This is a genomic window from Agrobacterium sp. T29, from assembly GCF_006970545.1.
GTDB classification, from domain to species: Bacteria; Pseudomonadota; Alphaproteobacteria; order Rhizobiales; family Rhizobiaceae; genus Agrobacterium; species Agrobacterium leguminum.
The window spans coordinates 226,507-246,792 of sequence record NZ_CP040640.1 but is presented as its reverse complement, the minus strand read 5'-3'; the positions used below and the strand labels follow the sequence as shown (position 1 = coordinate 246,792).

The window sequence follows — 20,286 nt, the reverse complement described above, 5'->3', positions numbered from 1 at the left end:
TCCAGCGCGATCAAGTCCTTGATCGCGAAAGACTCTTCACGGCGCAGACGCGCCGTGGCTGGATGCCGGATCAAGTCCGGCATGACGAAGGAGAGAGGTCCGAACTTTTCCACGGCCAGAGACGATCACGCGAATTCGCCGGCCGCCTGCCCGGAGGCCCATGCCCACTGGAAATTATAACCGCCGAGCCAGCCGGTCACATCGACACATTCGCCGATGAAATAGAGGCCGGGCACGGATTTCGCCGCCATACTGCGGGAATCGAGGCCGGTCGTGTCCACGCCGCCGAGCGTGACTTCCGCCGTGCGATAACCTTCGGAACCGGCGGGCTTGATCTGCCAGTCCTGCACCTCTCCCGCCAGCTTCGCCAGCACCTTGTCGGACATATCCGCCAGATGGCCGGTAAGGCCGGATTGTTCGACGACGTGCTGGGCAAGCCGTTTCGGCAGAATTTCCGACAGAGCCGTCTGGGGCGACTGGCGGCCGTTTTTCTGCTTCGCCTGCTTCAGCAGCGCGGCTATATCGCGATGCGGCTCGAGCTTCAGGCGGACCACGTCACCCTCACGCCAGTAGGAGGAGATTTGCAGGATCGAGGGTCCGCTCAAACCGCGATGGGTGAAGAGCAGCGCTTCCTCAAACGAGGTCTTGCCGTGATAGACCTCGGCTGGAACCGCGACGCCGGCAAGCGGGCTCAGTTTTTCCAGCAAGGCGGGATCGAGTGTCAGCGGTACGAGGCCCGGACGAGTCTCGATGAGCTTGAGGCCGAACTGTTCGGCGATCTGGTAGGCAAAACCGGTCGCGCCCATTTTCGGGATGGACTTGCCGCCCGTCGCCACAATAAGGCTTTCCGCCTCGATGACGCCGGCGGACGTCGTGACGCGGAAACGCGCGCCATCATGGGTGACGGCCAAGACTGACGTTTCGAGCCGCAGCTTCGCATTCACCGCCTGCATTTCGCCAAGCAGCATACGGATGATGTCCTTGGCGCTGTCATCGCAAAAGAGCTGGCCGAGCGTTTTTTCATGCCAGCCGATGCGGTGTTTTTCGACAAGGGCTATGAAATCGCGCGGCGTATAGCGGGCGAGCGCGGATTTGGCGAAATGCGAGTTGGCGGAGAGATAATTCTTCGGCCCGGCATGGATATTGGTGAAGTTGCAGCGGCCGCCGCCGGAGATGCGGATCTTTTCGCCCGGCGCTTTCGCATGGTCGAGAATGACGACGGATCGGCCGCGCTGGCCGACGCGGATGGCGCACATCATGCCGGCGGCGCCCGCCCCCAAAATCAGCACGTCACATTTCTCTGTCATCATTCCATCCGATCCGTTTCCTTTCCTCTTTTCGAAGTGCCGCCGCTTGTCAATGGCGCTTTCCCCCTCGCCAATTGCCAAACTACGGTTATGATGGCGCCAGTCGAAACACAGACCCGGTGATACATGCCCGCCAAGAAAACCATGCTCCGCCCGAAGAAACAGGCAACCATGGCAAAGACACCTCCCCTCGACCTTTCCTCCCCCCGTGGCGTTTCCTCCTGGCGCGAAGCCGCGCAATGGCTGCGGGCGCGCGGGATCGAAGACATAGAATGCATCACGCCCGACCTTGCCGGCGTTCCGCGCGGCAAGATGATGCCGACGGCGAAATTCACGGGCGACACCTCGCTTGCCCTGCCCTCCGCGCTCTACCGCCATACGATCTCCGGCGAATATCCTGATGAGACCGCGAATTTCCGTTACGAGCCGCGCGACAGCGACCTGAAGCTGGTGCCCGATCTTTCCACCCTTTCCGTCGTGCCGTGGGAAACGGACCCGACCGCGCAGGTGATCTGCGACGTGGTGGATGCCGAGGGCAATTTCGTGCCCTATACGCCGCGCAACGTGCTGAAGAATGTGCTTTCGCTCTATACCGAAAAGGGCTGGAAGCCGGTTGTCGCACCGGAAATTGAATTCTACCTCGTCGCCATGAACGACGACCCGGATTATCCGCTGCATCCCCCGAAGGGCCGGTCCGGCCGCTCCATCGTGGGCGGGCAGAGCTATTCCATTGCTGGCATCAACGAATTCGACGAGTTGATCGACGACATCTACCATTTCTCCGAAAAGCAGGGCCTCGAGATCGATACGCTGATCCATGAGGAAGGCCCGGCCCAGCTTGAGATCAACCTGCGCCATGGCGATCCGATCGAGCTTGCCGATCAGGTGTTCCTGTTCAAGCGCACCATCCGTGAAGCGGCGCTGAAGCACGGTATCTACGCCACCTTCATGGCCAAGCCCATGCAGGGCCAGCCGGGTTCGGCCATGCACATCCACCAGTCGGTGGTGGAGATCGACAGCGGCCGCAATATCTTCTCCAATGCCGATGGCAGCCCTTCGAAAGAATTCTTCTCCTTCGTGGGCGGCATGCAGCGTTATGTTCCGAACGCGCTCGTCATGCTGGCGCCCTATGTGAATTCCTATCGCCGCCTGACGCCCGACATGGCCTGCCCGGTCAACAATGCCTGGGGCTACGACAACCGCACGACCGCCTTCCGCGTGCCGATTTCCGGCCCGCAGGCGCGGCGTGTCGAAAACCGCCTGCCGAGCTCGGACGCCAATCCCTATCTCGCGCTTGCCGCCTCGCTCGGCTGCGGCTGGCTCGGCATCGTCAACAATATCGAACCGACCGAACCCACCGCCGATACGGCCAATGAAGGCTCCATCGAACTGCCGCGCGGTCTTCTGGAAGCCGTGGCGCTGCTGGAAGGCGAAGAGCAGTTCGACCGGGTGTTCGGCCATGAATTCGTGGGCCTCTATGCCGGTCTGAAACGCGGGGAGTTCGAGACCTTCATGCAGGTCATCAGCCCCTGGGAGCGGGAATTCCTGCTTCTCAACGTGTGAGGAACCCCGAGCATGACATGGCAAAGCCCGATTGCGCCGGGAATTTCCTGGTATCAGGCAACCGTTGGCGAGCGGCCGGACTATCCCGCTCTCGACGGGTCGAAAGAGGTGGACGTGGCCATCATCGGCGGCGGTTATACCGGCCTTCAGGCCGCCTGTAACCTCGCCGAAAACGGCGTCTCCGTCGCCCTCATCGAAGCACATCGCTTCGGCGATGGCGCTTCCGGCCGCAATGGCGGGCAATTCGGCACCGGCCAGCGTTCCTTCCCCGACGAGATGGAAGAAGAGATCGGCTTCGAGCAGTCGAAGCTGCTGTTCGACATTGCCGAGGACGCCAAAAACTACCTGCGCGGCTTCGCCGTCAGCCGCGGCATCGACATGGAATATCTTCCCGGACAGCTCTATGTAGCGCACAAGGCCGCTTACGAGGACGACTATCGCCGCAGTGTCGATGCGATGAACAACCGTTATGGCTATCCGCATATTTCCTACATGGAACGCGCAGAAGCACGCAAACGTGTCGGCTCCACCCATTATTTCGGCGGCACGCGCGATACCGGCACCGGCCATATCCACCCGTTGAAGCTGCTGGTCGGGCTGGCGAAGGCGGCGAAAGCAGCGGGTGCCGGCATTTATGAAATGACGCCGGCGAAGTCCATCCGCCAGGCTGGCGGCAAGACCATCATCGACACGCCTTTCGGCACGATCACTGCGCCGCGGGTGCTGATCGCCACAAATGCCTATATTGGCAATCTGGAACCGGTGACCGCCGCCCATATCATGCCGATCCGTTCCTTCATCGGCGCCACCGTGCCGCTGGATGCGTTTCCCCACATCATTCCCGACCGGGAAGCCGTGGCGGATTCGCGGTTCGTGGTGCGCTATTTCCGCAAGACGGCCGATAACCGGCTGCTGTTCGGCGGCCGCGAAGCCTATACGGCCGATACGCCGCGCGATATTTCAAGCCACATTCGCCGGCAGATCGCGGAAATCTATCCTGCGCTGAAAGATATAGAGATTAGCCATTCCTGGGGCGGCTCCGTCGGCATTACCCTGCCGCGCAAAGTCTTCGTGCGCGACGTCATGCCCGGCGTCACCTCCATCGGCGGTTATTCCGGCCATGGGGTGATGCTGTCGAATTATTGCGGCAAGCTCTATGCCGATCTCGTTCTCGGCAAAAAGGACATGCTGGCGCCCTTCGCGCAGCTGAAGGTGCCCTCTTTCCCCGGCGGGGCGTCGCTGCGCGCGCCGCTGCTTTTCCTCGCGCTCTCCTGGTACGCGTTGCGAGACAGGTTTTAGGCCAATGTTTACAGACTGTTGCCGGCGGCGGACGAGTTGGCGGAAGCAAAATTCATAATTTCACATAACTGAGTCTGGCATTTTTAAATCGATTAGATTATTGATGCCCCAACCTTTGAAGATCGAGAGAATCGATATGAGCAGTCAGATCATTCCTGTTGAACCTTTTGATTGTGTCGTTTTCGGCGGCACGGGCGATCTTGCCGAGCGCAAGCTTCTGCCGGCCCTTTATCACCGGCAGGTCGAAGGCCAGTTCACGGAGCCGACCCGCATCATCGGTGCGTCGCGCTCGGTCATGACCCATGAGGAATATCGAAAATTCGCGCAGGACGCGCTGAAGGAGCACCTGAAGGCCGGCGAATATGACGATGCGCAGGTCGCCATCTTCCTGAACAGGCTTTTCTACGTGCCAGTCGATGCCAAGGGCAATAATGGCTGGGACGTGCTGAAGAAGCTGCTGGACGAAGGCAAGGAGCGCGTGCGCGCCTTCTATCTGGCCGTCGCGCCCGGCATTTTCGGCGATATTGCCGACAAGATCCGCGAGCACAAGCTCATCACCCGCTCGACCCGCATCGTCGTTGAAAAGCCGATCGGCCGCGATCTGGCCTCCGCACAGGAACTGAATGACACCATCGGCCATGTCTTCAAGGAAGAGCAGATCTTCCGCATCGACCACTATCTCGGCAAGGAGACGGTGCAGAACCTGATGGCCCTGCGTTTCGCCAATGCGCTTTATGAGCCGCTGTGGAATTCCGCCCATATCGACCATGTGCAGATCACCGTTGCCGAAGCGGTCGGTCTTGAAGGCCGCGCCGGTTATTACGACAAGGCCGGTGCGCTGCGCGACATGGTGCAGAACCATATCCTGCAGCTGCTTTGCCTTGTCGCCATGGAGCCACCTGCATCCATGAATGCGGAAGCCGTGCGTGACGAAAAGCTTAAGGTTCTGCGCTCGCTGAAGCCGATCGACACCAGCAATGTCGAAAAGCAGACGGTTCGCGGCCAGTATCGCGCCGGCGCTTCCGCCGGTGGCCCGGTCAAGGGCTATCTGGAAGAGCTGGAAGGTGGCGTTTCCAACACCGAAACCTTCGTCGCCATCAAGGCTGAAATCGCCAACTGGCGCTGGGCCGGCGTTCCTTTCTACATCCGAACGGGAAAACGCCTCGCGACCCGCGTGTCGGAAATCGTCGTCACCTTCAAGCAGATCCCGCATTCGATCTTCGACGATGCGGCCGGCAAGATCGAGGCCAACAAGCTGGTCATTCGCCTGCAGCCGGATGAGGGCGTCAAGCAGTCTCTGCTCATCAAGGACCCCGGCCCGGGCGGCATGCGCCTGCGTCAGGTCTCGCTGGACATGAGCTTCGCCGAAGCCTTCAACGTGCGCAGCCCCGATGCCTATGAGCGGCTGTTGATGGACACGATCCGCTCCAACCAGACGCTGTTCATGCGCCGCGACGAAGTGGAAGCGGCGTGGGACTGGATCGACCCCATTCTCAAGAGCTGGGAAGATCTGGGACAGGGCGTGCAGGGTTATACCGCCGGCACCTGGGGTCCGAGCGGTTCCATCGCGCTGATCGAGCGCGACGGCCGCACCTGGCACGATGCCGATTGAGGGCCCGGCGATGAGCGAAACGATCCACGTCTTCGACACCGCCGCCGAACTGGCCACCTCTCTGGCGGCAGAGGTTGCCAAACGCCTTGATGCGGCCACGAAGGATCGCGGTGCGGCAAGCATTGCCGTCTCCGGCGGTTCGACGCCCAAGCTGTTCTTTCAGGCGCTTTCCAAGCACGATCTCGACTGGCCCAATATCAGCGTGACGCTGGTGGACGAGCGCTTCGTGCCACCGGAAAGCGACCGTTCGAACCATCGTCTTGTCGCGGAGAACCTGCTGCAGGACAAGGCGAAGTCGGCTTATTTCGTGCCGCTGTTCCAGCCGGCGGCCTCGCCGGAAGATGCCGCGACGCTTGCGACCGTCAAGACCGAGGCGATCTGCGATCCCTTCGATGTCGTCATTCTCGGCATGGGAACGGATGGCCACACGGCATCGTTTTTCCCCGGTGGAGACAATCTCTACGAAGCGCTGGACCTCGATGAACCGCGCGGCGTTTTGACCATGGCGGCGGAGAATGCGGGAGAGGAGCGGTTGACCTTCAACTTCTCCAGCCTGCACGATGCCGAGTTTCTGGTGCTGCATATCGAAGGCGCTGCCAAGAAGGCGACGCTGGAGAAGGCACAGTCGGGCGAGGATGAGGATGAAATGCCGATCCGCGCCGTGCTGAACCGGGCAGAAACGCCTGTGGATATATACTGGGCGCCATAAGCCAAACGCCACCGCCGCGATTGCGGCCCGGCGACAAAGCGCCCCGAAGACATGAAGACTGAACCACGACAACCGGCCGTTCACCTCCCGGAACGCCGGTTGCCGACCAACGAACAGGATGAACACCCATGTCCGCCGATTCCCGCATTCAGGCCATCACCGCCCGCATCGTCGAACGTTCCAAGCCCTACCGCGAGACCTATCTGGAGCGGCTGCGGCTGCAGGTCTCGAAAGGCGTTCACCGTTCCGTGCTTTCCTGCGGCAATCTTGCGCATGGATTTGCGGTCTGTTCCCCCGCCGACAAGGACATCCTTGCCGGCGACCGCGTTCCCAATCTCGGCATCATCACCGCCTATAACGACATGCTCTCGGCGCACCAGCCCTATGAGACCTTCCCCGCGATCATCCGCGATGCGGCCAAGGAAGCCGGCGGCATAGCGCAGGTGGCAGGCGCGGTTCCCGCCATGTGCGATGGCGTGACGCAAGGCCAGCCCGGCATGGAACTTTCGCTGTTTTCCCGCGACGCCATCGCCATGGCGGCCGGCATCGGCCTGTCGCACAACATGTTCGACGCCGCCGTCTATCTCGGTGTCTGCGACAAGATCGTGCCCGGCCTCGTCATCGCAGCCCTCGCCTTCGGCCATCTGCCCGCCGTCTTCGTTCCCGCCGGCCCGATGACATCCGGCCTGCCGAATGACGAGAAATCCCGAATCCGCCAGCTTTATGCCGAAGGCAAGGTCGGCCGCGCCGAGCTTCTGGAAGCGGAATCGAAATCCTATCACGGCCCCGGCACCTGCACCTTTTACGGCACCGCCAATTCCAACCAGATGCTGATGGAGATCATGGGCTTCCATATGCCCGGCTCCTCCTTCATCAATCCCGGCACACCGCTGCGCGATGCGTTGACGCGTGAAGCTGCCAAGCGCGCGCTGGCGATTACCGCACAGGGCAATGAATTCACCCCGGCGGGCGAGATGATCGATGAAAGATCCGTCGTCAACGGCGTCGTCGGTCTGCATGCAACGGGTGGTTCCACCAACCACACCATGCATCTGATCGCCATGGCGCGCGCCGCCGGCATCATCCTCACCTGGCAGGATATTTCCGATCTTTCCGACATCGTGCCGCTGCTCGCCCGCGTTTACCCTAACGGGCTGGCCGATGTGAACCACTTCCACGCCGCCGGCGGCATGGGTTTCCTCATCAAGCAGCTGCTGAAACAGGGCTTTGTGCATGACGATGTGCGCACCGTCTTCGGACAGGGTCTCGAGGCTTACACTGTGGATGCCATGCTTGACGAGAAGGGCGCGGTTGTACGCCAGCCCTCGCCCGAGCAGAGTCACGACCCGAAGGTGCTTTCCAGCATCGAGACCCCGTTCCAGCCGACCGGTGGTCTGAAGATGCTGACCGGCAATCTCGGCAAATCGGTCATCAAGATTTCCGCCGTCAAGCCGGAACGCCACATCATCGAAGCACCGGCAATCGTGTTCCATGATCAGCAGGAGCTTCAGGACGCGTTCAAGGACGGCAAGCTCAACCGCGACTTCATCGCCGTCGTACGCTTCCAGGGGCCGAAGGCCAATGGCATGCCGGAACTGCACCGCCTGACACCGCCGCTTGGTGTGCTGCAGGATCGCGGTTTCAAGGTGGCGCTGGTGACCGACGGGCGCATGTCCGGCGCTTCCGGCAAGGTGCCGGCCGCCATCCATGTCACGCCGGAAGCCTCCGACTGCGGCCCGATCTCGCTTATCCGCGATGGCGACATCATCCGTCTCGACGCCATTTCGGGAACGCTGGAAGTGCTCGTTTCCGCCGCCGAACTGGCGAAACGCGAACCGGCGCGGGCCGATCTTTCCGGCAATGAATGGGGCATGGGCCGCGAGCTTTTCGCCCCCTTCCGCCGCAATGCCGGTCCTGCCGATCAGGGCGCCAGCGTTCTGTTCCATTGATTCTTGATGGGCGAAGGCCGGGTGCGGCTTTCGCCTTTCAACCCCACTTTGCGGTATCGCCTGAATGCACGCCTCATCGCAGAGAGCTGACGCAGAAACCACTTTATTTCCCACGTCTTAAACGTCAGACTTGTCATGCGGCTGTGATGATCGCCCTTTAGGGCCTTCTCAGCCGGCCGCGGGACGGCGGCGCAGTTTCGGATCATGGGGCCTGACATGACGATTTTCTCAAGCAAACGCCGCGATGTGCTGAAGCTTATGGCGGGCACCGCCCTGCTGCCGCTGATGGTGGCGGCAACGCCGGCTATGGCGCAGGACGTGGCGCTGCGTGCAATCGTCATCTCCGACCTGCATTCGGCCTATGAGCGCATCGGCCAGCTTCTCGCGGCCATCGAAACGCGCATCGCCGCCGACAAGGCGCCCCATATCATCTTGCTGAACGGCGATCTTTTCGAAATCGGCAATGCCGTGGCCTCCCGTTCGGCCGGCGAAATCGAATGGACCTTCCTGGCGGCGCTCGCAAAGCTCGCCCCCACCGTCGTCAATATCGGCAATCATGAGTCCGATATCGACAACGACCTTTCCAATTTCGTCACCCGCGCGCAGACCCTCGGCATCACCGTGCTTTCCAACATCATCGACAAGCGCAGCGGAAAACCCTATGCGGCGGCCAGCACCGAAGTAAGCGTCGGCGGACGGAAGATCGTTGTGGCGGGTCTCGCCACCAATGCGATCAACACCTATCCGAAGGCCACGCGCGAGATGCTCGATATTCCGCAGCCGGTCGAATGGGCGAAGGCCAATCTGCCTGGGATCGTCAAACCGGACGCGATCAACATCATTCTCAGCCATGCCGGCGTTGTCGCCGACCGCGATATACTGCCGCTGCTGCCGGATGGCACCCTGCTGGTCGGTGGCCATGATCATCTGAACTTCGTGCATGAACAAGGCGCTACCCGCTATGTCCATACCGGCTCATGGTGCACCTCCATGACGGTGGCAACGATTGCGGCTCCCGGCAAGGCTGCGGCCATCGAGACCGTCGCGATCGATCGCAGCGCTCCCGCCTCCCCCGCCCTCAAGACCCTGATCGAACAGACACTCGAAAAGCACCTGACCGCAGAAGAACGGGCAATCGTCGGCAAATCCCCGAAGGCAATGACCGTCGATGAGGCAGGCCGCCACGTGGCGCAGCTCATCGCCGCAAAAACCGGCGCGGATGTCGGCTTCGTCGGCCACACTTCGTTTGGCGCCGGCCTGCCCGAGGGCGATATTCGCCGCTACGATTTCAACGCCTCGCTGCGCTTCGACGGCAAGTTGATGGTGGCGGAAGTGGATGGCGAGGCTCTCGCCCAAATCCTCAAGCGCTGCAATCAGGACGGCGACATTCCGCTCGCCGCGCGCACCGGCGACTATCTCTACGCCATGCCGGAAAAGCCGGAAAACAAAGAGCGCTACAAGCTGGTCTGCAACGACTGGTCCGCCACCAACCAGAAATCCTATTTCGGCCGCAGCGATCTCACCTTTACCGAAGTGCCGGATGTGAAGCTGAAGCAGACGGTTCTGGGCGGGCTTTCTTAAGGTCGCATATGCCGCAGGCGGTGACAGTCCTCCTCACTGTTCCACAGACGACTGATTCATTGCCGCGCGGTTGTGCCACGATTTGAGTGGTACGGCACGAATTAGGACTGCGGGAGGAGAATGGATTCGTAATCCTGGGCACCATTCAGAATGTGCAAAATCTCCACATGCGGTTGGGTAACGCGATAGAAAACAAGATAGTTTTCATAGGGACGACGGCGAATGCCGCTTTGCTCATAACGGGGTACCAGAGGGTAGGCTTGCGGCATTTCCGCCAGTCTCAGACAGCGGTCCAGCAGTTCGGCGATGAATGTTTCCGCCCGTCGCGGATTATCGGCCGCGATAAAATCGCCGATACGTTCCAGGTCTGCCTTGGCTTCGTTGGTCAGAACAACGATCACAGTCCACGTTCTTCCGCCATCTTCCGGTATTTGGCGCTGAGTTGAGAGGCAACATCGTCCATTGGTGTAGTCCGTCCGGCATCTGCATCGGCGATACCGCGCGCAATCGCTAAATCGAGAGCCGCCAGCCTCTTTTCACGCTCTTCAACCAGCCGAACGCCCTCCCGCAGTACTTCACTGCGCGAGTTGTAGCGTCCCGACTTCACAAGATCGGAAACATAGCCTTCAAGGTGACGGCCGAGATTTGCACTGCTTGCCATGCCGATATCCTCTCTGCCTTCACCTATACCATCCGATGATAATAGTTAGCAACGACAGGAGACGGCCACGACAACGCAAACCGTTAAAACGACCGGTCAGACCATTTTTGCCAATGATCGGGAGGACTTCAGAACGACCGGATATCGAGCTTCCGGTCTCTATGCGCCGGATGCGTGCTGAACACGAAAATACGGTCCAGTTCCTTCTGCGTCAGCATGCGCAGGAAACGGACGTGGATGGTGTTGTTGGCGTTGACGCGCAACATCACGCAGCCGATCTTGGTGATGCGGGCGTCGGGAATATCGAGATAGAACTGGTTCGGCAGGTTATATTTCGTCAGCAGCGCCAGCACCGCTTCGGTCTGGGAGATGCGGATGACATCGCAGCGGCGCGCCGCCATGTGCATCACAGCCTTTTCGGTATATTCGATGCGTGCGGCGTTCATGGTATCTTCCATGCGAAACCGGCTTTCGCGGTCATACATGAAGGATTCTTCCTTGCTCAGGTAATGGTTCCTGATGACACCCGTACCGCTCTGCACGCCCAGACTCCCATGCTCGATCAATGGATTGAGACTAGGTCATAGTCTTTAACAATTCATATCAGCGCAGGCTTAAACAGACCGGAAGCGGGACATTTCCGACATTTTTCCACAGCGGCAAAAGATCAGGAAAAACCCCGGAACGAGGAGGTTCCGGGGCATGGTTTCGGTATCGACGGCAATTAGCTGCGATAGGTCTTGCCGTCGGCGTCGAAGAGATGAAGCTTTTCCTGCGGGGCGGCAAAACGCAGGGTTTCGCCCTTGCCGACGGAAACGATGCCCGGCACCTTGACGATGATCGGCTCCTGCCCCTTGGGCGCCTCCAGATAAAGCAGCGTCACTTCACCGAGCGCTTCGACGATCGCGACTTTTCCCTCGAAAAGATAATCGTCCCCAGTGACGATGCTCAGATCTTCCGGCCGGACACCGAAGCTCGCCGCCTTGCCCTTTTCGGTTGCGGGCGTGGGAACATAAACGGCAAGCGTCTTGCCGCCGGCAAGTTCGATGGAGGTCCTCTCGCCGGTTCCGGTAATCTTTGCGGCGATGATGTTCATGGCGGGCGAGCCGATGAAGCGCGCCACGAAGAGATTGGCCGGCCTTTCGTAAAGTCCGAGCGGCGCACCCACCTGTTCCACACGGCCCGCATTCAGAACGACGATACGATCCGCCAGCGTCATCGCCTCCACCTGGTCGTGGGTGACGTAGATCATCGTGGTATCGGCCATCTGCTCGTTGAGCTTGGCGATCTCGATGCGGGTGGCGACGCGCAGCGCCGCATCGAGGTTCGACAAGGGCTCATCGAACAGGAAGACTTTCGGATTGCGGCAGATGGCGCGGCCGATGGCGACGCGCTGGCGCTGGCCGCCGGAGAGCGCCTTGGGCAGCCGCTCCAGATATTGCGTCAGTTGCAGGATTTCGGCGGCGGCGCGAACGCGGCGGTCGATCTCCTGCTTGTTCTCTTTCGCGATCTTCATGCCGAAGGCCATGTTGTCGTAAACCGTCATATGCGGATAAAGCGCATAGGACTGGAACACCATGGCAATACCCCGCCGCGAGGGCGGGATTTCGTTGACGAGCTGGCCGTCAATATACATCTCGCCGCCGGTGATTTCCTCCAGACCGGCGATCATGCGCAGCAGCGTCGATTTTCCGCAGCCCGAGGGGCCGACGAAAACGATGAATTCGCCCTGTTCGATCTGAAGATCGATGCCGTGCAGGACCTTCACCTGCCCGTATGATTTGCGGATATCCTTGAGAACGAGACTTGTCATGGGTGTTCCTCCCTCATCTGTCAGGCGTAACGGGCGAAGAATGCGCCCCATGCCGGAAGTTCTACGCTTCTGCCTTCAAGACCGCCTGCAAAGCCGTGGCCTTCGAGAACCTCCCAGTTCCCTTCCGGCAGCGTCGCCTTTGCCGGCGTTGCGGACAGATTGAAGAGGCAAAGCACGGTTTCGTTGCCGAGTGTGCGGGTGTAGCTTAGCACTTCGCCCTCAACCGGCTGGAATTCGATACCGCCCTTGGCAAAAGCGGGATGCTTTTTGCGGAAGCTCAGGAAGCGGCGATAATGTTCCAGCACTGAGGCCTCGTTGCCCTGCTGGGCGCTGACGGCGCGCTGCTTGTGCTCGGCCGGAATGGGCAGCCACGTCTTGTCCGACGTCGAGAAGCCCGCCTGGGCATGACCGGCATCCCACACCATCGGCGTGCGGCAACCGTCGCGGCCCTTGAATTCCGGCCAGAACTGGATGCCGTAGGGATCCTGCAAATCTTCAAAAGCGATGTCCGCTTCGGTGAGGCCGAGCTCCTCGCCCTCATAGATGCAGACGGAACCGCGCTGCGTCATCAAGAGTGCCGAAAGCACCTTGGCGAAGGCGTCCTTGTCCTCGACATGCTCGCCCCAGCGGCTGACATGGCGCACGACATCGTGGTTGGAGAAGGCCCAGCAGGCCCAACCTTCCGGTGCGGCTTTCGCAAAATCCGCCTGCACATCGGCGACGCGCTGCGGAGTGAGCGCATCGGGGGCGAGGAATTCGAAGGCGTAGCACATCTGCATCTTGTCATCGCCGGATGTATATTCGCCGACGATTTCGAGGCCGCGCTGGCTGTCACCGACTTCGCCGACGGCGGCGATATCCGGAAACTCGTCCAGCACCGCGCGGAAGCGCTTCAGGAAGGCGATATTTTCCGGGCGGTTCTTGTCGTAGAGATGTTCCTGGAAATTATAGGGATTGACCGCCGGGGCGGTGGAGGCATTGCGGCGCTCCGGCGCCAGCGCCGGGTTGTCGCGCAGCTCAAGGTCGTGGAAATAGAAGTTGATGGTATCGAGGCGGAAACCATCGACGCCGCGCTTCAGCCAGAAACGGGTGATGTTCAGCAGCTCTTCCTGAACTTCAGGGTTATGAAGGTTGAGGTCCGGCTGCGAGGTCAGGAAGTTGTGCATGTAATATTGCATGCGGGTCGGATCCCACTGCCAGGCGGAGCCGCCAAAGATCGACAGCCAGTTGTTGGGCGGCGTGCCATCCGGCTTGCTGTCCGACCAGACATACCAGTTCGATTTCGGATTGTTGCGGCTGGCGCGGCTTTCCACGAACCACGGATGCTGGTCCGACGTGTGCGACATCACAAGGTCGATCATGACGCGGATGCCGAGGCGATGGGCCTCCGCGATCAGCCCGTCGAAATCGGCCAGCGTGCCGAACATCGGATCGACATCGATATAATTCGAGACGTCGTAACCGAAATCCTTCATCGGCGAGGTGAAGAAGGGCGAAATCCAGATCGCATCAGCACCCAGATTGGCGATATGCGCCAGGCGGTCGGTTATGCCCTTGAGGTCGCCAATGCCGTCGCCATTGGAGTCCTGATAGGAGCGCGGGTAAATCTGATAGATAACAGCGCCGCGCCACCAGTCCTTGTTGGGCGTCAAAGCGGAAGTCACCGAAGCGGTCATGGAAGTGTCCTGTCTGGTATGGGCGTTCATGGAATGATCAGCCTCCCTTGACGGAGCCTGCGAGCAGGCCACGCACGAGATAACGTTGAAGGGCGAAGAAAACGCAGAGCGGCACAACGATGGTGACGAAGGCCGAGGCGGTGAGGATTTCCCAATTGCCGCCGCGCGAACCGAGCAGCGCGTTCAAGGCGCCGGTCAGCACCAGCTCGTCCTTCTGCGTGCCGAGGAAGACCATGGCGACGAGCAGGTCGTTCCAGGTCCACAGGAACTGGAAGATGGCGAAGGAGGCGAGCGCCGGGAAAGAGAGCGGCAGGATAATCTTGACGAAGATTTCGAAATCGCTCGCGCCATCGACGCGGGCGCTTTCGATGATCTCTTTAGGCAGGCCGGAAATATAATTGCGCAGCAGATAGATGGCGAGCGGCAGGCCGAAGGCGGTGTGCGCCAGCCAGATGCCGGCATAGGTCTTGGACGGCACGCCGAAGATGGTGCCGATTTCATTATAGAGTCTGAGAAGCGGGATGAGCGACATCTGCAGCGGCACGACGATCAGCCCCACCACCATGGCAATCAGCAGATTGCGGCCGGAAAACCTCATCCAGGACAGCGCATAGGCGGCGAAGGCGGCAATGAGGATGGGGATGACGGTTGCCGGCACGGCGACGGTCAGCGAGTTGACGAAGGACTGGCCGATGCCTTCCGAGGTCAGGACCGTGCGATAGTTGTCGAGCGTGAAGACGGGCGGCGTCGCGACGGAGATGTAAACGCGCTTGCCGCGAGAGCCTTCAAAGCTCGCGGCCTTGCTGTATTCATAGGTGCCGTCCGTATTGACGAGCAGCGTTTCGCCGTCACCGATATCGGCCGCCTCGCCGGCTTTGAACGCCGTGGGTTCCTGTACGCGAACGCCGAAGGCTGCAACCTTGCCGCCCTGTCCGTTTTCGAAAATATTGCCTGATATGACATAGCGGCTGCCATCCTGCTTCTGCACGGAAGCATCGGCGAGGCGCACCGCCGAGGTCTGTTCGGAACTGGAGAAGGCCGTCCACCAGCCCGACACGGTGATCTGGTCCTTGTCGCGTAGCGAGCTCACGAGAATGCCGAGGGTTGGCAGGAGCCAGAGCAGCACGACGACCAGAACGCTGGCATGGACGATGAGGCGCGGCAGGCCGACGCGGCGAAGGCGTTTGAAAATATTCATCTCAGCGGCCCTCCATCTCGCGGTTTGCCTGGCGGATGTTCCAGACCATGATGGGGGTGACGGCCGCCATGATGATGAGCGCGATGACCGCACTTCGGCCGCTGTCGCCACCGCCGCGGAACATCCAGTCGAACATGAGATTGGCGAGAACCATGGTGTTCCATTGGCCGTTGGTCATGGTCAGTACGATGTCGAAGACCTTGAGCACGAGAATGGTGATCGTCGTCCAGACGACGGCGATGGTGCCCCAGATCTGCGGAACCATGATCTTCCAGAATATCTGCCAGCCATTGGCGCCATCGATGACGGCCGCCTCGATGGTTTCTTCCGGGATGCCGCGCAGCGCCGCCGACAGGATGACCATGGCAAAACCGGTCTGGATCCAGATGAGGATGATCATCAAGAAGAAATTGTTCCAGAAGGGCATGGAAATCCAGACTTCGGGATTGCCGCCGAAAAACTCGACGATGGCGTTCAAGAGGCCGATCTGCACCTGCCCTTCGGCGCGGTATTCATAGATGAATTTCCAGATGACGGACGCGCCGACGAAGGAGATCGCCATCGGCATGAAGACGATGGATTTGGCGATGTTGCCCCACCAGATGCGGTCGGTCATGACGGCGATGACGAGGCCGAAGAAGGTGCAGGCGGCCGGCACAACGGCGAGCCAGAGGATATTGTTGAAGATCGACTGTCGGAAACCGGCATCGAAAAACGCCCAACGATAATTGGCGAGACCGACGAATTCGCTGCCGGTCCGGTCATAGAAGGACAGGATCAGCGTGGCGATGACGGGGTACACCAGATAGACCAGCAGGAGGATCAAAGCCGGGCCGATGAACAGCCAAGGCCGGACCGCCGCGCGGCGATTGAGGTTGCGGGATGCCTGCAGCACATCTCCCGAGCGGACCGGAAAGATCGCCTGAAGCACCTTGTCGGATAGCCAGTAATAGGCAGCGCAGGCAAAGACCCCCGCCACCATCACGCCGATGGCCGAAACGAGTTGTTGAGCCATGTTCCCTCCCTTGATCCTCTCCGCGCCGCGCTGATTTATGCGGTCGTCGGGGCAGCGCCGTTGGTAAGGGCCCGGCAGCAAACCGCCGGGCCTGATCCGATATCTTTACTTCAGGCCGTCCCAGGCCTTCTGGATATCGCTCGCGACCTGATCGGCGGACTTGCCACCGACGAAATCGATCATGCCGGTCCAGAATGCGCCGGCACCGATCTTGCCGGGCATGAGGTCGGAACCATCGAAGCCGAAGCTTGTCGCGGTCGTCAGGATTTCGCCCTGTCGCTTCATCTGCTCGTTGGCATAGGCATCGACATTCACACCCTTATAGGGTGTCAGGAAGCTGGACTGAGCCATCCAGACTTCATGGGCGATCGGCGTTTGCAGGAATTCGACGAAAGCCTTGGCAGCCGGCGCTTCCTTGGTGATGGTGACCAGCGTGCCAGCGCCGAGAACCGGCTTGCCGAGGTCAGGCTTGGACGCGTAAGTCGGCATGTAGAAGAAATCCGCATCCGTTCCCACTTTGGTGCCTTCCGGGAAGAAGGACGGAATGAACGACGCCTGATGGTGCAGGTAGCACTTCGGCGGAATGTCGAAGAGGCCCTTGGGGCTGTCGCGGAAATCGGTGGAGGCCACGGCCGCGACGCCGCCGCTGACATATTTTTCGTTCTTGGCGAATTTGCCGAATTCGTTGATCGCCTCGACCACGGCCGGATCAGTGAATTTGACCTCGTTGGTCGTCCATTTCTGATAGACGTCGAGCGGCTGCGTGCGCAGCATCAGGTCTTCCACCCAGTCGGTTGCCGGCCAGCCGGTTGCCCCGCCGGAACCGAGACCGATGCACCAGGGCGTGCCGCCATCGGCGACGATCTGGTCCGTCAGCTTGAACAGGTCTTCCATGCTCTCGGGCACCTTGTAGCCCGCTTCCTCGAAGTTCTCAGGCACGTACCAGACGAGCGACTTCACATCCGCCTTGAAGGGGAAGGCGAAATAGGCCTTGTTGCCGTCCTTGCCCTTGTAGCTGCCGAGATCGACCCAGGACTGGCCCGCGCCGTAATTTTCCTTGACCCAGTCGGCAGTCTTGTCGCCGAGCGGCACGAGGAAGCCCTTGGCGGCCAGATCGGCCAGAAGGCCGGGCTGCGGGAGAATGGCGATATTGGGCGGCGAGCCCGCCTGCGTATCGATGACGATCTGCTGCTCGTAATTTTCCGACGAGGAATAACGGACATTCACGCCGGTCGCATCGGCGAAATAGGCGAGCACCGACTGGAATAGGGCCTCGTCTTCACCGCGCCAGGGGCCGAAAATCGTCAGCGTCTGGCCTTTCAGGTCGGCATGGGCCGCCTTGAAGTCTTCGTAGCTTTTCCAGTTGAACTTGGCGTCGCCGCCGGGTGCAAACTTCAGGTCGGCGGCAAAGGCCGCACCGGACAGCAAAGCCATGACGGCAGCCGTCGCCAAAAGAGTCTTCTGCATGTGATTTACCTCCCATCACATAAAAGGCTCAAAGCGTCCTCTCCAATCAAAGCGCTTTGGCTGCCTATTCATCTCATTGTCATTAAGACGGAGTCAAGAGGCTCTTTATTCGGAAACGTTGCAGTGCCTTATGAATAATCATATTTAATTCGGAAGGCGGCTATCCTTTTCGATTGAGAAATGCGGTGAAGGCTGGTAAAAATCTAAAGCGCTTTGGGAATGGAGGAGAGGCTTTGCCGTATTCTCGGGCGCGCATGGAGGAAATGAGAGACATGAACCTGAAACAGTTGTCGCAACTGCTGGGCATTTCGCAGACGACCATCAGCAGGGCGCTCAACGGCTATCCGGAAGTCAGCGCCGAGACGCGACGCCGCGTCATGGAGGCTGCCGAAAAAACGGGATATCGCCCGAATGCGGCAGCGCAACGGCTGGCGACGGGCAAGGTCGGCTCCATCGGGCTTGTCATGCCGATTGGCGAGCATCACCGTTCCGACGTGCATTTCGGCGAATTCCTGAGCGGCCTCGGTGAGGAAGCATCGCGCAGCGGCTTTCATCTCGTCATTATGCCGACAGAGCCTCAAAAGGAACGCGAAGCCCTGCGGGGGCTTGCCGCAAGCGGCAGCGTAGATGGCATCTATCTCGCCTATATGAAAAAGAACGACCCGCGCATCGCCATGATGCAGTCGCTCTCCCTGCCCTTCCTCGTGCATGGCCGCTCCGTCGGCGTCGAGGAAGATTATCCCTATCTCGACGTGGACAATGAGGGCGCTTTTCGCGATGCGACCCAGCTTCTCCTCCAGCTTGGCCATACGCGTATCGGGCTACTGAACGGCCCGGAGGGCTATGATTTCACCTATCGGCGCTGTCTCGGGGTCGAAAAGGCGCTTTCGGCAAATGGCCTGACATTGCATGCGAACAACAAGCGACACAGCAGCATGACCGATGAGGAAGGTTATCTCGGCATGGAAGCGTTGCTGTCACGCCCGGAAAAGCCGACCGCCATTCTCTGCGCCAGTACCGCGCTTGCGCTCGGCGCGATCCGTTCGCTCAACCAGCGCGGCCTGAAACCCGGTAAAGATATTTCGCTGATCGCCCATGACGACGTGCTGCCGCTTTTGAAGCCCGATAATTTTTCCGTGCCGCTGACCACCACCCGCTCGTCGCTCAGGGCGGCGGGCGTGCGCGTCGGCCAGCGCCTGATCAACCGGATCAAGCTGAACCAGACCGAACCGCATCAGGAACTCTGGAAGGCGGAACTGGTGGTGCGCGCTTCGACGGGGCCGGCTCCGAAAACGTAAAGGCTGGCCTCCATCCCCCCGGCCGTGGCCGTGATACCGGCCTTGAGCCGGTATCCAGCCAGCCCAAGTCCTTGGGCTGAAAAGAGTCGTCTCACCGCACAGACGCGCGTCGGCTGGATTCCGGCTCAAGGCCGGAATGACGAAAGTGAGGGGCAGCGCACAAAAATTCCTGTGCCGTGTAGTTCGTTTGAACGCGACAGGCTTAAAACTTCGGCGCGGCCTGTCCCAGCGCGCGATGGGCGGCGATGACGGTGTTGGCCATCAGCATGGCGATCGTCATAGGGCCGACGCCGCCGGGTACCGGCGTAATAGCCGCGGCAACGGCGCTTGCCTCGTCATAGGCGACATCGCCCACCAGCTTCGACTTGCCTTCGCCCTTTTCCGGAGCGGGAATGCGGTTGATGCCGACATCGATGACCGTCGCGCCGGGTTTTACCCAATCGCCCTTGACCATAGCCGCGCGACCGACCGCCGCGACCAGAATATCCGCCGTCTTGCAGATACCGGCCAGATCCTTGGTGCGGGAATGCGCCATGGTCACCGTGGCATTTGCATTCAGCAGAAGCTGGCCCATCGGCTTGCCGAACAGGTTGGAGCGGCCGATGACCACGGCGTTGAGGCCGGAAAGGTCTTCGCCATGAATGCCGCGTACCAGAAGCATGGCGCCGGCAGGCGTGCAGGAAATGAGACCGGTTGCGAGATCGCCGGTCGCGAGCTTGCCGGCGTTGAGTACGCTCAGGCCATCCACATCCTTCTCGGGCAGGATCGACTGGATGATCTCATCGGAATTGAAGTGCTTCGGAAGCGGCAGCTGCACCAGAATGCCGTGAATGGAAGCGTCGGCGTTCAATTCGCCGACCAGCTTGAGGAGTGCGGCCTGCGTGGTTTCCTCCGGCAGCGTGTGCTGGATGGAGTTGAAACCGCATTGCTTGGCCATCTTGCTCTTGGAGTTCACGTAAGCGTGGCTGGCCGGATCGTTTCCGACGATGACAACCGCGAGACCGGGCTTTACGCCCTTTTCCGCCTCAAGCGCTTCTGCCGATTTGCGGACCGCCTCCGTTACCGAAGCCGCCTTCGCCTTCCCGTCAATCACAACTGCCATGCGTCCTGCTCCTGCTGGGTTACGTAGGCTCCGTAT

The 20,286-nt window shown here is 60.4% G+C and carries 17 protein-coding genes; 7 read left to right on the top strand and 10 right to left on the bottom strand.

Annotation, left to right across the window (positions count from 1 at the left end; all coding sequences use genetic code 11):
- Positions 1-125: 125 nt before the first annotated feature.
- Positions 126-1,310, bottom strand: coding sequence for an NAD(P)/FAD-dependent oxidoreductase (locus FGF54_RS01245; RefSeq protein WP_142778693.1), 1,185 nt, complete (start codon positions 1,308-1,310; stop codon positions 126-128).
- Between the two features lie 123 nt (positions 1,311-1,433).
- On the opposite strand from FGF54_RS01245, the gene FGF54_RS01240 reads away from it, so the two are divergent.
- The 6 genes from FGF54_RS01240 (at position 1,434) to FGF54_RS01215 (ending at position 10,020) form a co-directional block, all read left to right on the top strand.
- Entirely contained in the window at positions 1,434-2,870 is a 1,437-nt protein-coding gene (locus FGF54_RS01240; protein WP_035260676.1) for a glutamine synthetase family protein, read from the top strand.
- A gap of 12 nt (positions 2,871-2,882) precedes the next feature.
- On the top strand, positions 2,883-4,169 hold the full coding sequence (locus FGF54_RS01235; protein WP_142778692.1) for an FAD-binding oxidoreductase: 1,287 nt from the start codon (positions 2,883-2,885) through the stop codon (positions 4,167-4,169).
- A gap of 136 nt (positions 4,170-4,305) precedes the next feature.
- Positions 4,306-5,781, top strand: a complete 1,476-nt coding sequence (gene zwf, locus FGF54_RS01230) for a glucose-6-phosphate dehydrogenase (protein ID WP_035260679.1) — start codon at positions 4,306-4,308, stop codon at positions 5,779-5,781.
- Positions 5,782-5,791: 10 nt separating this feature from the next.
- Positions 5,792-6,490, top strand: coding sequence for a 6-phosphogluconolactonase (gene pgl / locus FGF54_RS01225; RefSeq protein WP_142778691.1), 699 nt, complete (start codon positions 5,792-5,794; stop codon positions 6,488-6,490).
- A 128-nt stretch (positions 6,491-6,618) separates the two neighbouring features.
- Entirely contained in the window at positions 6,619-8,439 is a 1,821-nt protein-coding gene (gene edd, locus FGF54_RS01220) for a phosphogluconate dehydratase (protein ID WP_142778690.1), read from the top strand.
- Positions 8,440-8,655: 216 nt separating this feature from the next.
- Entirely contained in the window at positions 8,656-10,020 is a 1,365-nt protein-coding gene (locus FGF54_RS01215) for a metallophosphoesterase (RefSeq protein ID WP_142778689.1), read from the top strand.
- A gap of 101 nt (positions 10,021-10,121) precedes the next feature.
- On the opposite strand, the gene FGF54_RS01210 is transcribed toward FGF54_RS01215, so the two are convergent.
- The 8 genes from FGF54_RS01210 to FGF54_RS01175 all read right to left on the bottom strand — a co-directional run bounded on the left by FGF54_RS01210 (position 10,122) and on the right by FGF54_RS01175 (position 17,850).
- Entirely contained in the window at positions 10,122-10,421 is a 300-nt protein-coding gene (locus FGF54_RS01210) for a type II toxin-antitoxin system RelE/ParE family toxin (RefSeq protein WP_142778688.1), read from the bottom strand.
- Entirely contained in the window at positions 10,418-10,681 is a 264-nt protein-coding gene (locus FGF54_RS01205; RefSeq protein ID WP_142778687.1) for a type II toxin-antitoxin system ParD family antitoxin, read from the bottom strand. The genes FGF54_RS01210 and FGF54_RS01205 overlap by 4 nt, the downstream gene beginning before the upstream one ends.
- Before the next feature lie 128 nt (positions 10,682-10,809).
- A complete protein-coding gene (locus FGF54_RS01200; RefSeq protein WP_035236048.1) occupies positions 10,810-11,166 on the bottom strand; it encodes a hypothetical protein in 357 nt (118 codons plus the stop codon).
- 239 nt (positions 11,167-11,405) lie between these two features.
- Complete coding sequence (locus FGF54_RS01195) at positions 11,406-12,494, bottom strand: ABC transporter ATP-binding protein (RefSeq protein WP_142778686.1); 1,089 nt, start codon at positions 12,492-12,494, stop codon at positions 11,406-11,408.
- 20 nt (positions 12,495-12,514) lie between these two features.
- On the bottom strand, positions 12,515-14,170 hold the full coding sequence (locus FGF54_RS01190) for an alpha-glucosidase family protein (RefSeq protein ID WP_142778685.1): 1,656 nt from the start codon (positions 14,168-14,170) through the stop codon (positions 12,515-12,517).
- 37 nt (positions 14,171-14,207) lie between these two features.
- A complete protein-coding gene (locus FGF54_RS01185) occupies positions 14,208-15,368 on the bottom strand; it encodes a carbohydrate ABC transporter permease (RefSeq protein ID WP_142778684.1) in 1,161 nt (386 codons plus the stop codon).
- 1 nt (position 15,369) lies between these two features.
- Entirely contained in the window at positions 15,370-16,383 is a 1,014-nt protein-coding gene (locus tag FGF54_RS01180) for a carbohydrate ABC transporter permease (RefSeq protein ID WP_004432574.1), read from the bottom strand.
- Between the two features lie 105 nt (positions 16,384-16,488).
- Positions 16,489-17,850, bottom strand: a complete 1,362-nt coding sequence (locus FGF54_RS01175; RefSeq protein WP_020812904.1) for an ABC transporter substrate-binding protein — start codon at positions 17,848-17,850, stop codon at positions 16,489-16,491.
- 272 nt (positions 17,851-18,122) lie between these two features.
- On the opposite strand from FGF54_RS01175, the gene FGF54_RS01170 reads away from it, so the two are divergent.
- Entirely contained in the window at positions 18,123-19,148 is a 1,026-nt protein-coding gene (locus tag FGF54_RS01170) for a LacI family DNA-binding transcriptional regulator (RefSeq protein ID WP_142778683.1), read from the top strand.
- A gap of 202 nt (positions 19,149-19,350) precedes the next feature.
- On the opposite strand, the gene folD is transcribed toward FGF54_RS01170, so the two are convergent.
- Positions 19,351-20,250, bottom strand: coding sequence for a bifunctional methylenetetrahydrofolate dehydrogenase/methenyltetrahydrofolate cyclohydrolase FolD (gene folD, locus FGF54_RS01165; RefSeq protein WP_142778682.1), 900 nt, complete (start codon positions 20,248-20,250; stop codon positions 19,351-19,353).
- Positions 20,251-20,286: the final 36 nt, after the last annotated feature.

Bases quoted from the DNA above. Each gene is read 5' to 3' on its own strand.
- FGF54_RS01200 (WP_035236048.1), bottom strand. From the start codon at position 11,166: ATGTATGACCGCGAAAGCCGGTTTCGCATGGAAGATACCATGAACGCC.
- FGF54_RS01190 (WP_142778685.1), bottom strand. From the start codon at position 14,170: ATGACCGCTTCGGTGACTTCCGCTTTGACGCCCAACAAGGACTGGTGG.
- FGF54_RS01180 (WP_004432574.1), bottom strand. From the start codon at position 16,383: ATGGCTCAACAACTCGTTTCGGCCATCGGCGTGATGGTGGCGGGGGTC.
- FGF54_RS01170 (WP_142778683.1), top strand. From the start codon at position 18,123: ATGAACCTGAAACAGTTGTCGCAACTGCTGGGCATTTCGCAGACGACC.
- FGF54_RS01235 (WP_142778692.1), top strand. From the start codon at position 2,883: ATGACATGGCAAAGCCCGATTGCGCCGGGAATTTCCTGGTATCAGGCA.
- FGF54_RS01175 (WP_020812904.1), bottom strand. From the start codon at position 17,850: ATGCAGAAGACTCTTTTGGCGACGGCTGCCGTCATGGCTTTGCTGTCC.
- folD (WP_142778682.1), bottom strand. From the start codon at position 20,250: ATGGCAGTTGTGATTGACGGGAAGGCGAAGGCGGCTTCGGTAACGGAG.
- FGF54_RS01205 (WP_142778687.1), bottom strand. From the start codon at position 10,681: ATGGCAAGCAGTGCAAATCTCGGCCGTCACCTTGAAGGCTATGTTTCC.
- zwf (WP_035260679.1), top strand. From the start codon at position 4,306: ATGAGCAGTCAGATCATTCCTGTTGAACCTTTTGATTGTGTCGTTTTC.
- FGF54_RS01245 (WP_142778693.1), bottom strand. From the start codon at position 1,310: ATGATGACAGAGAAATGTGACGTGCTGATTTTGGGGGCGGGCGCCGCC.
- edd (WP_142778690.1), top strand. From the start codon at position 6,619: ATGTCCGCCGATTCCCGCATTCAGGCCATCACCGCCCGCATCGTCGAA.
- pgl (WP_142778691.1), top strand. From the start codon at position 5,792: ATGAGCGAAACGATCCACGTCTTCGACACCGCCGCCGAACTGGCCACC.
- FGF54_RS01195 (WP_142778686.1), bottom strand. From the start codon at position 12,494: ATGACAAGTCTCGTTCTCAAGGATATCCGCAAATCATACGGGCAGGTG.
- FGF54_RS01215 (WP_142778689.1), top strand. From the start codon at position 8,656: ATGACGATTTTCTCAAGCAAACGCCGCGATGTGCTGAAGCTTATGGCG.
- FGF54_RS01185 (WP_142778684.1), bottom strand. From the start codon at position 15,368: ATGAATATTTTCAAACGCCTTCGCCGCGTCGGCCTGCCGCGCCTCATC.
- FGF54_RS01240 (WP_035260676.1), top strand. From the start codon at position 1,434: ATGCCCGCCAAGAAAACCATGCTCCGCCCGAAGAAACAGGCAACCATG.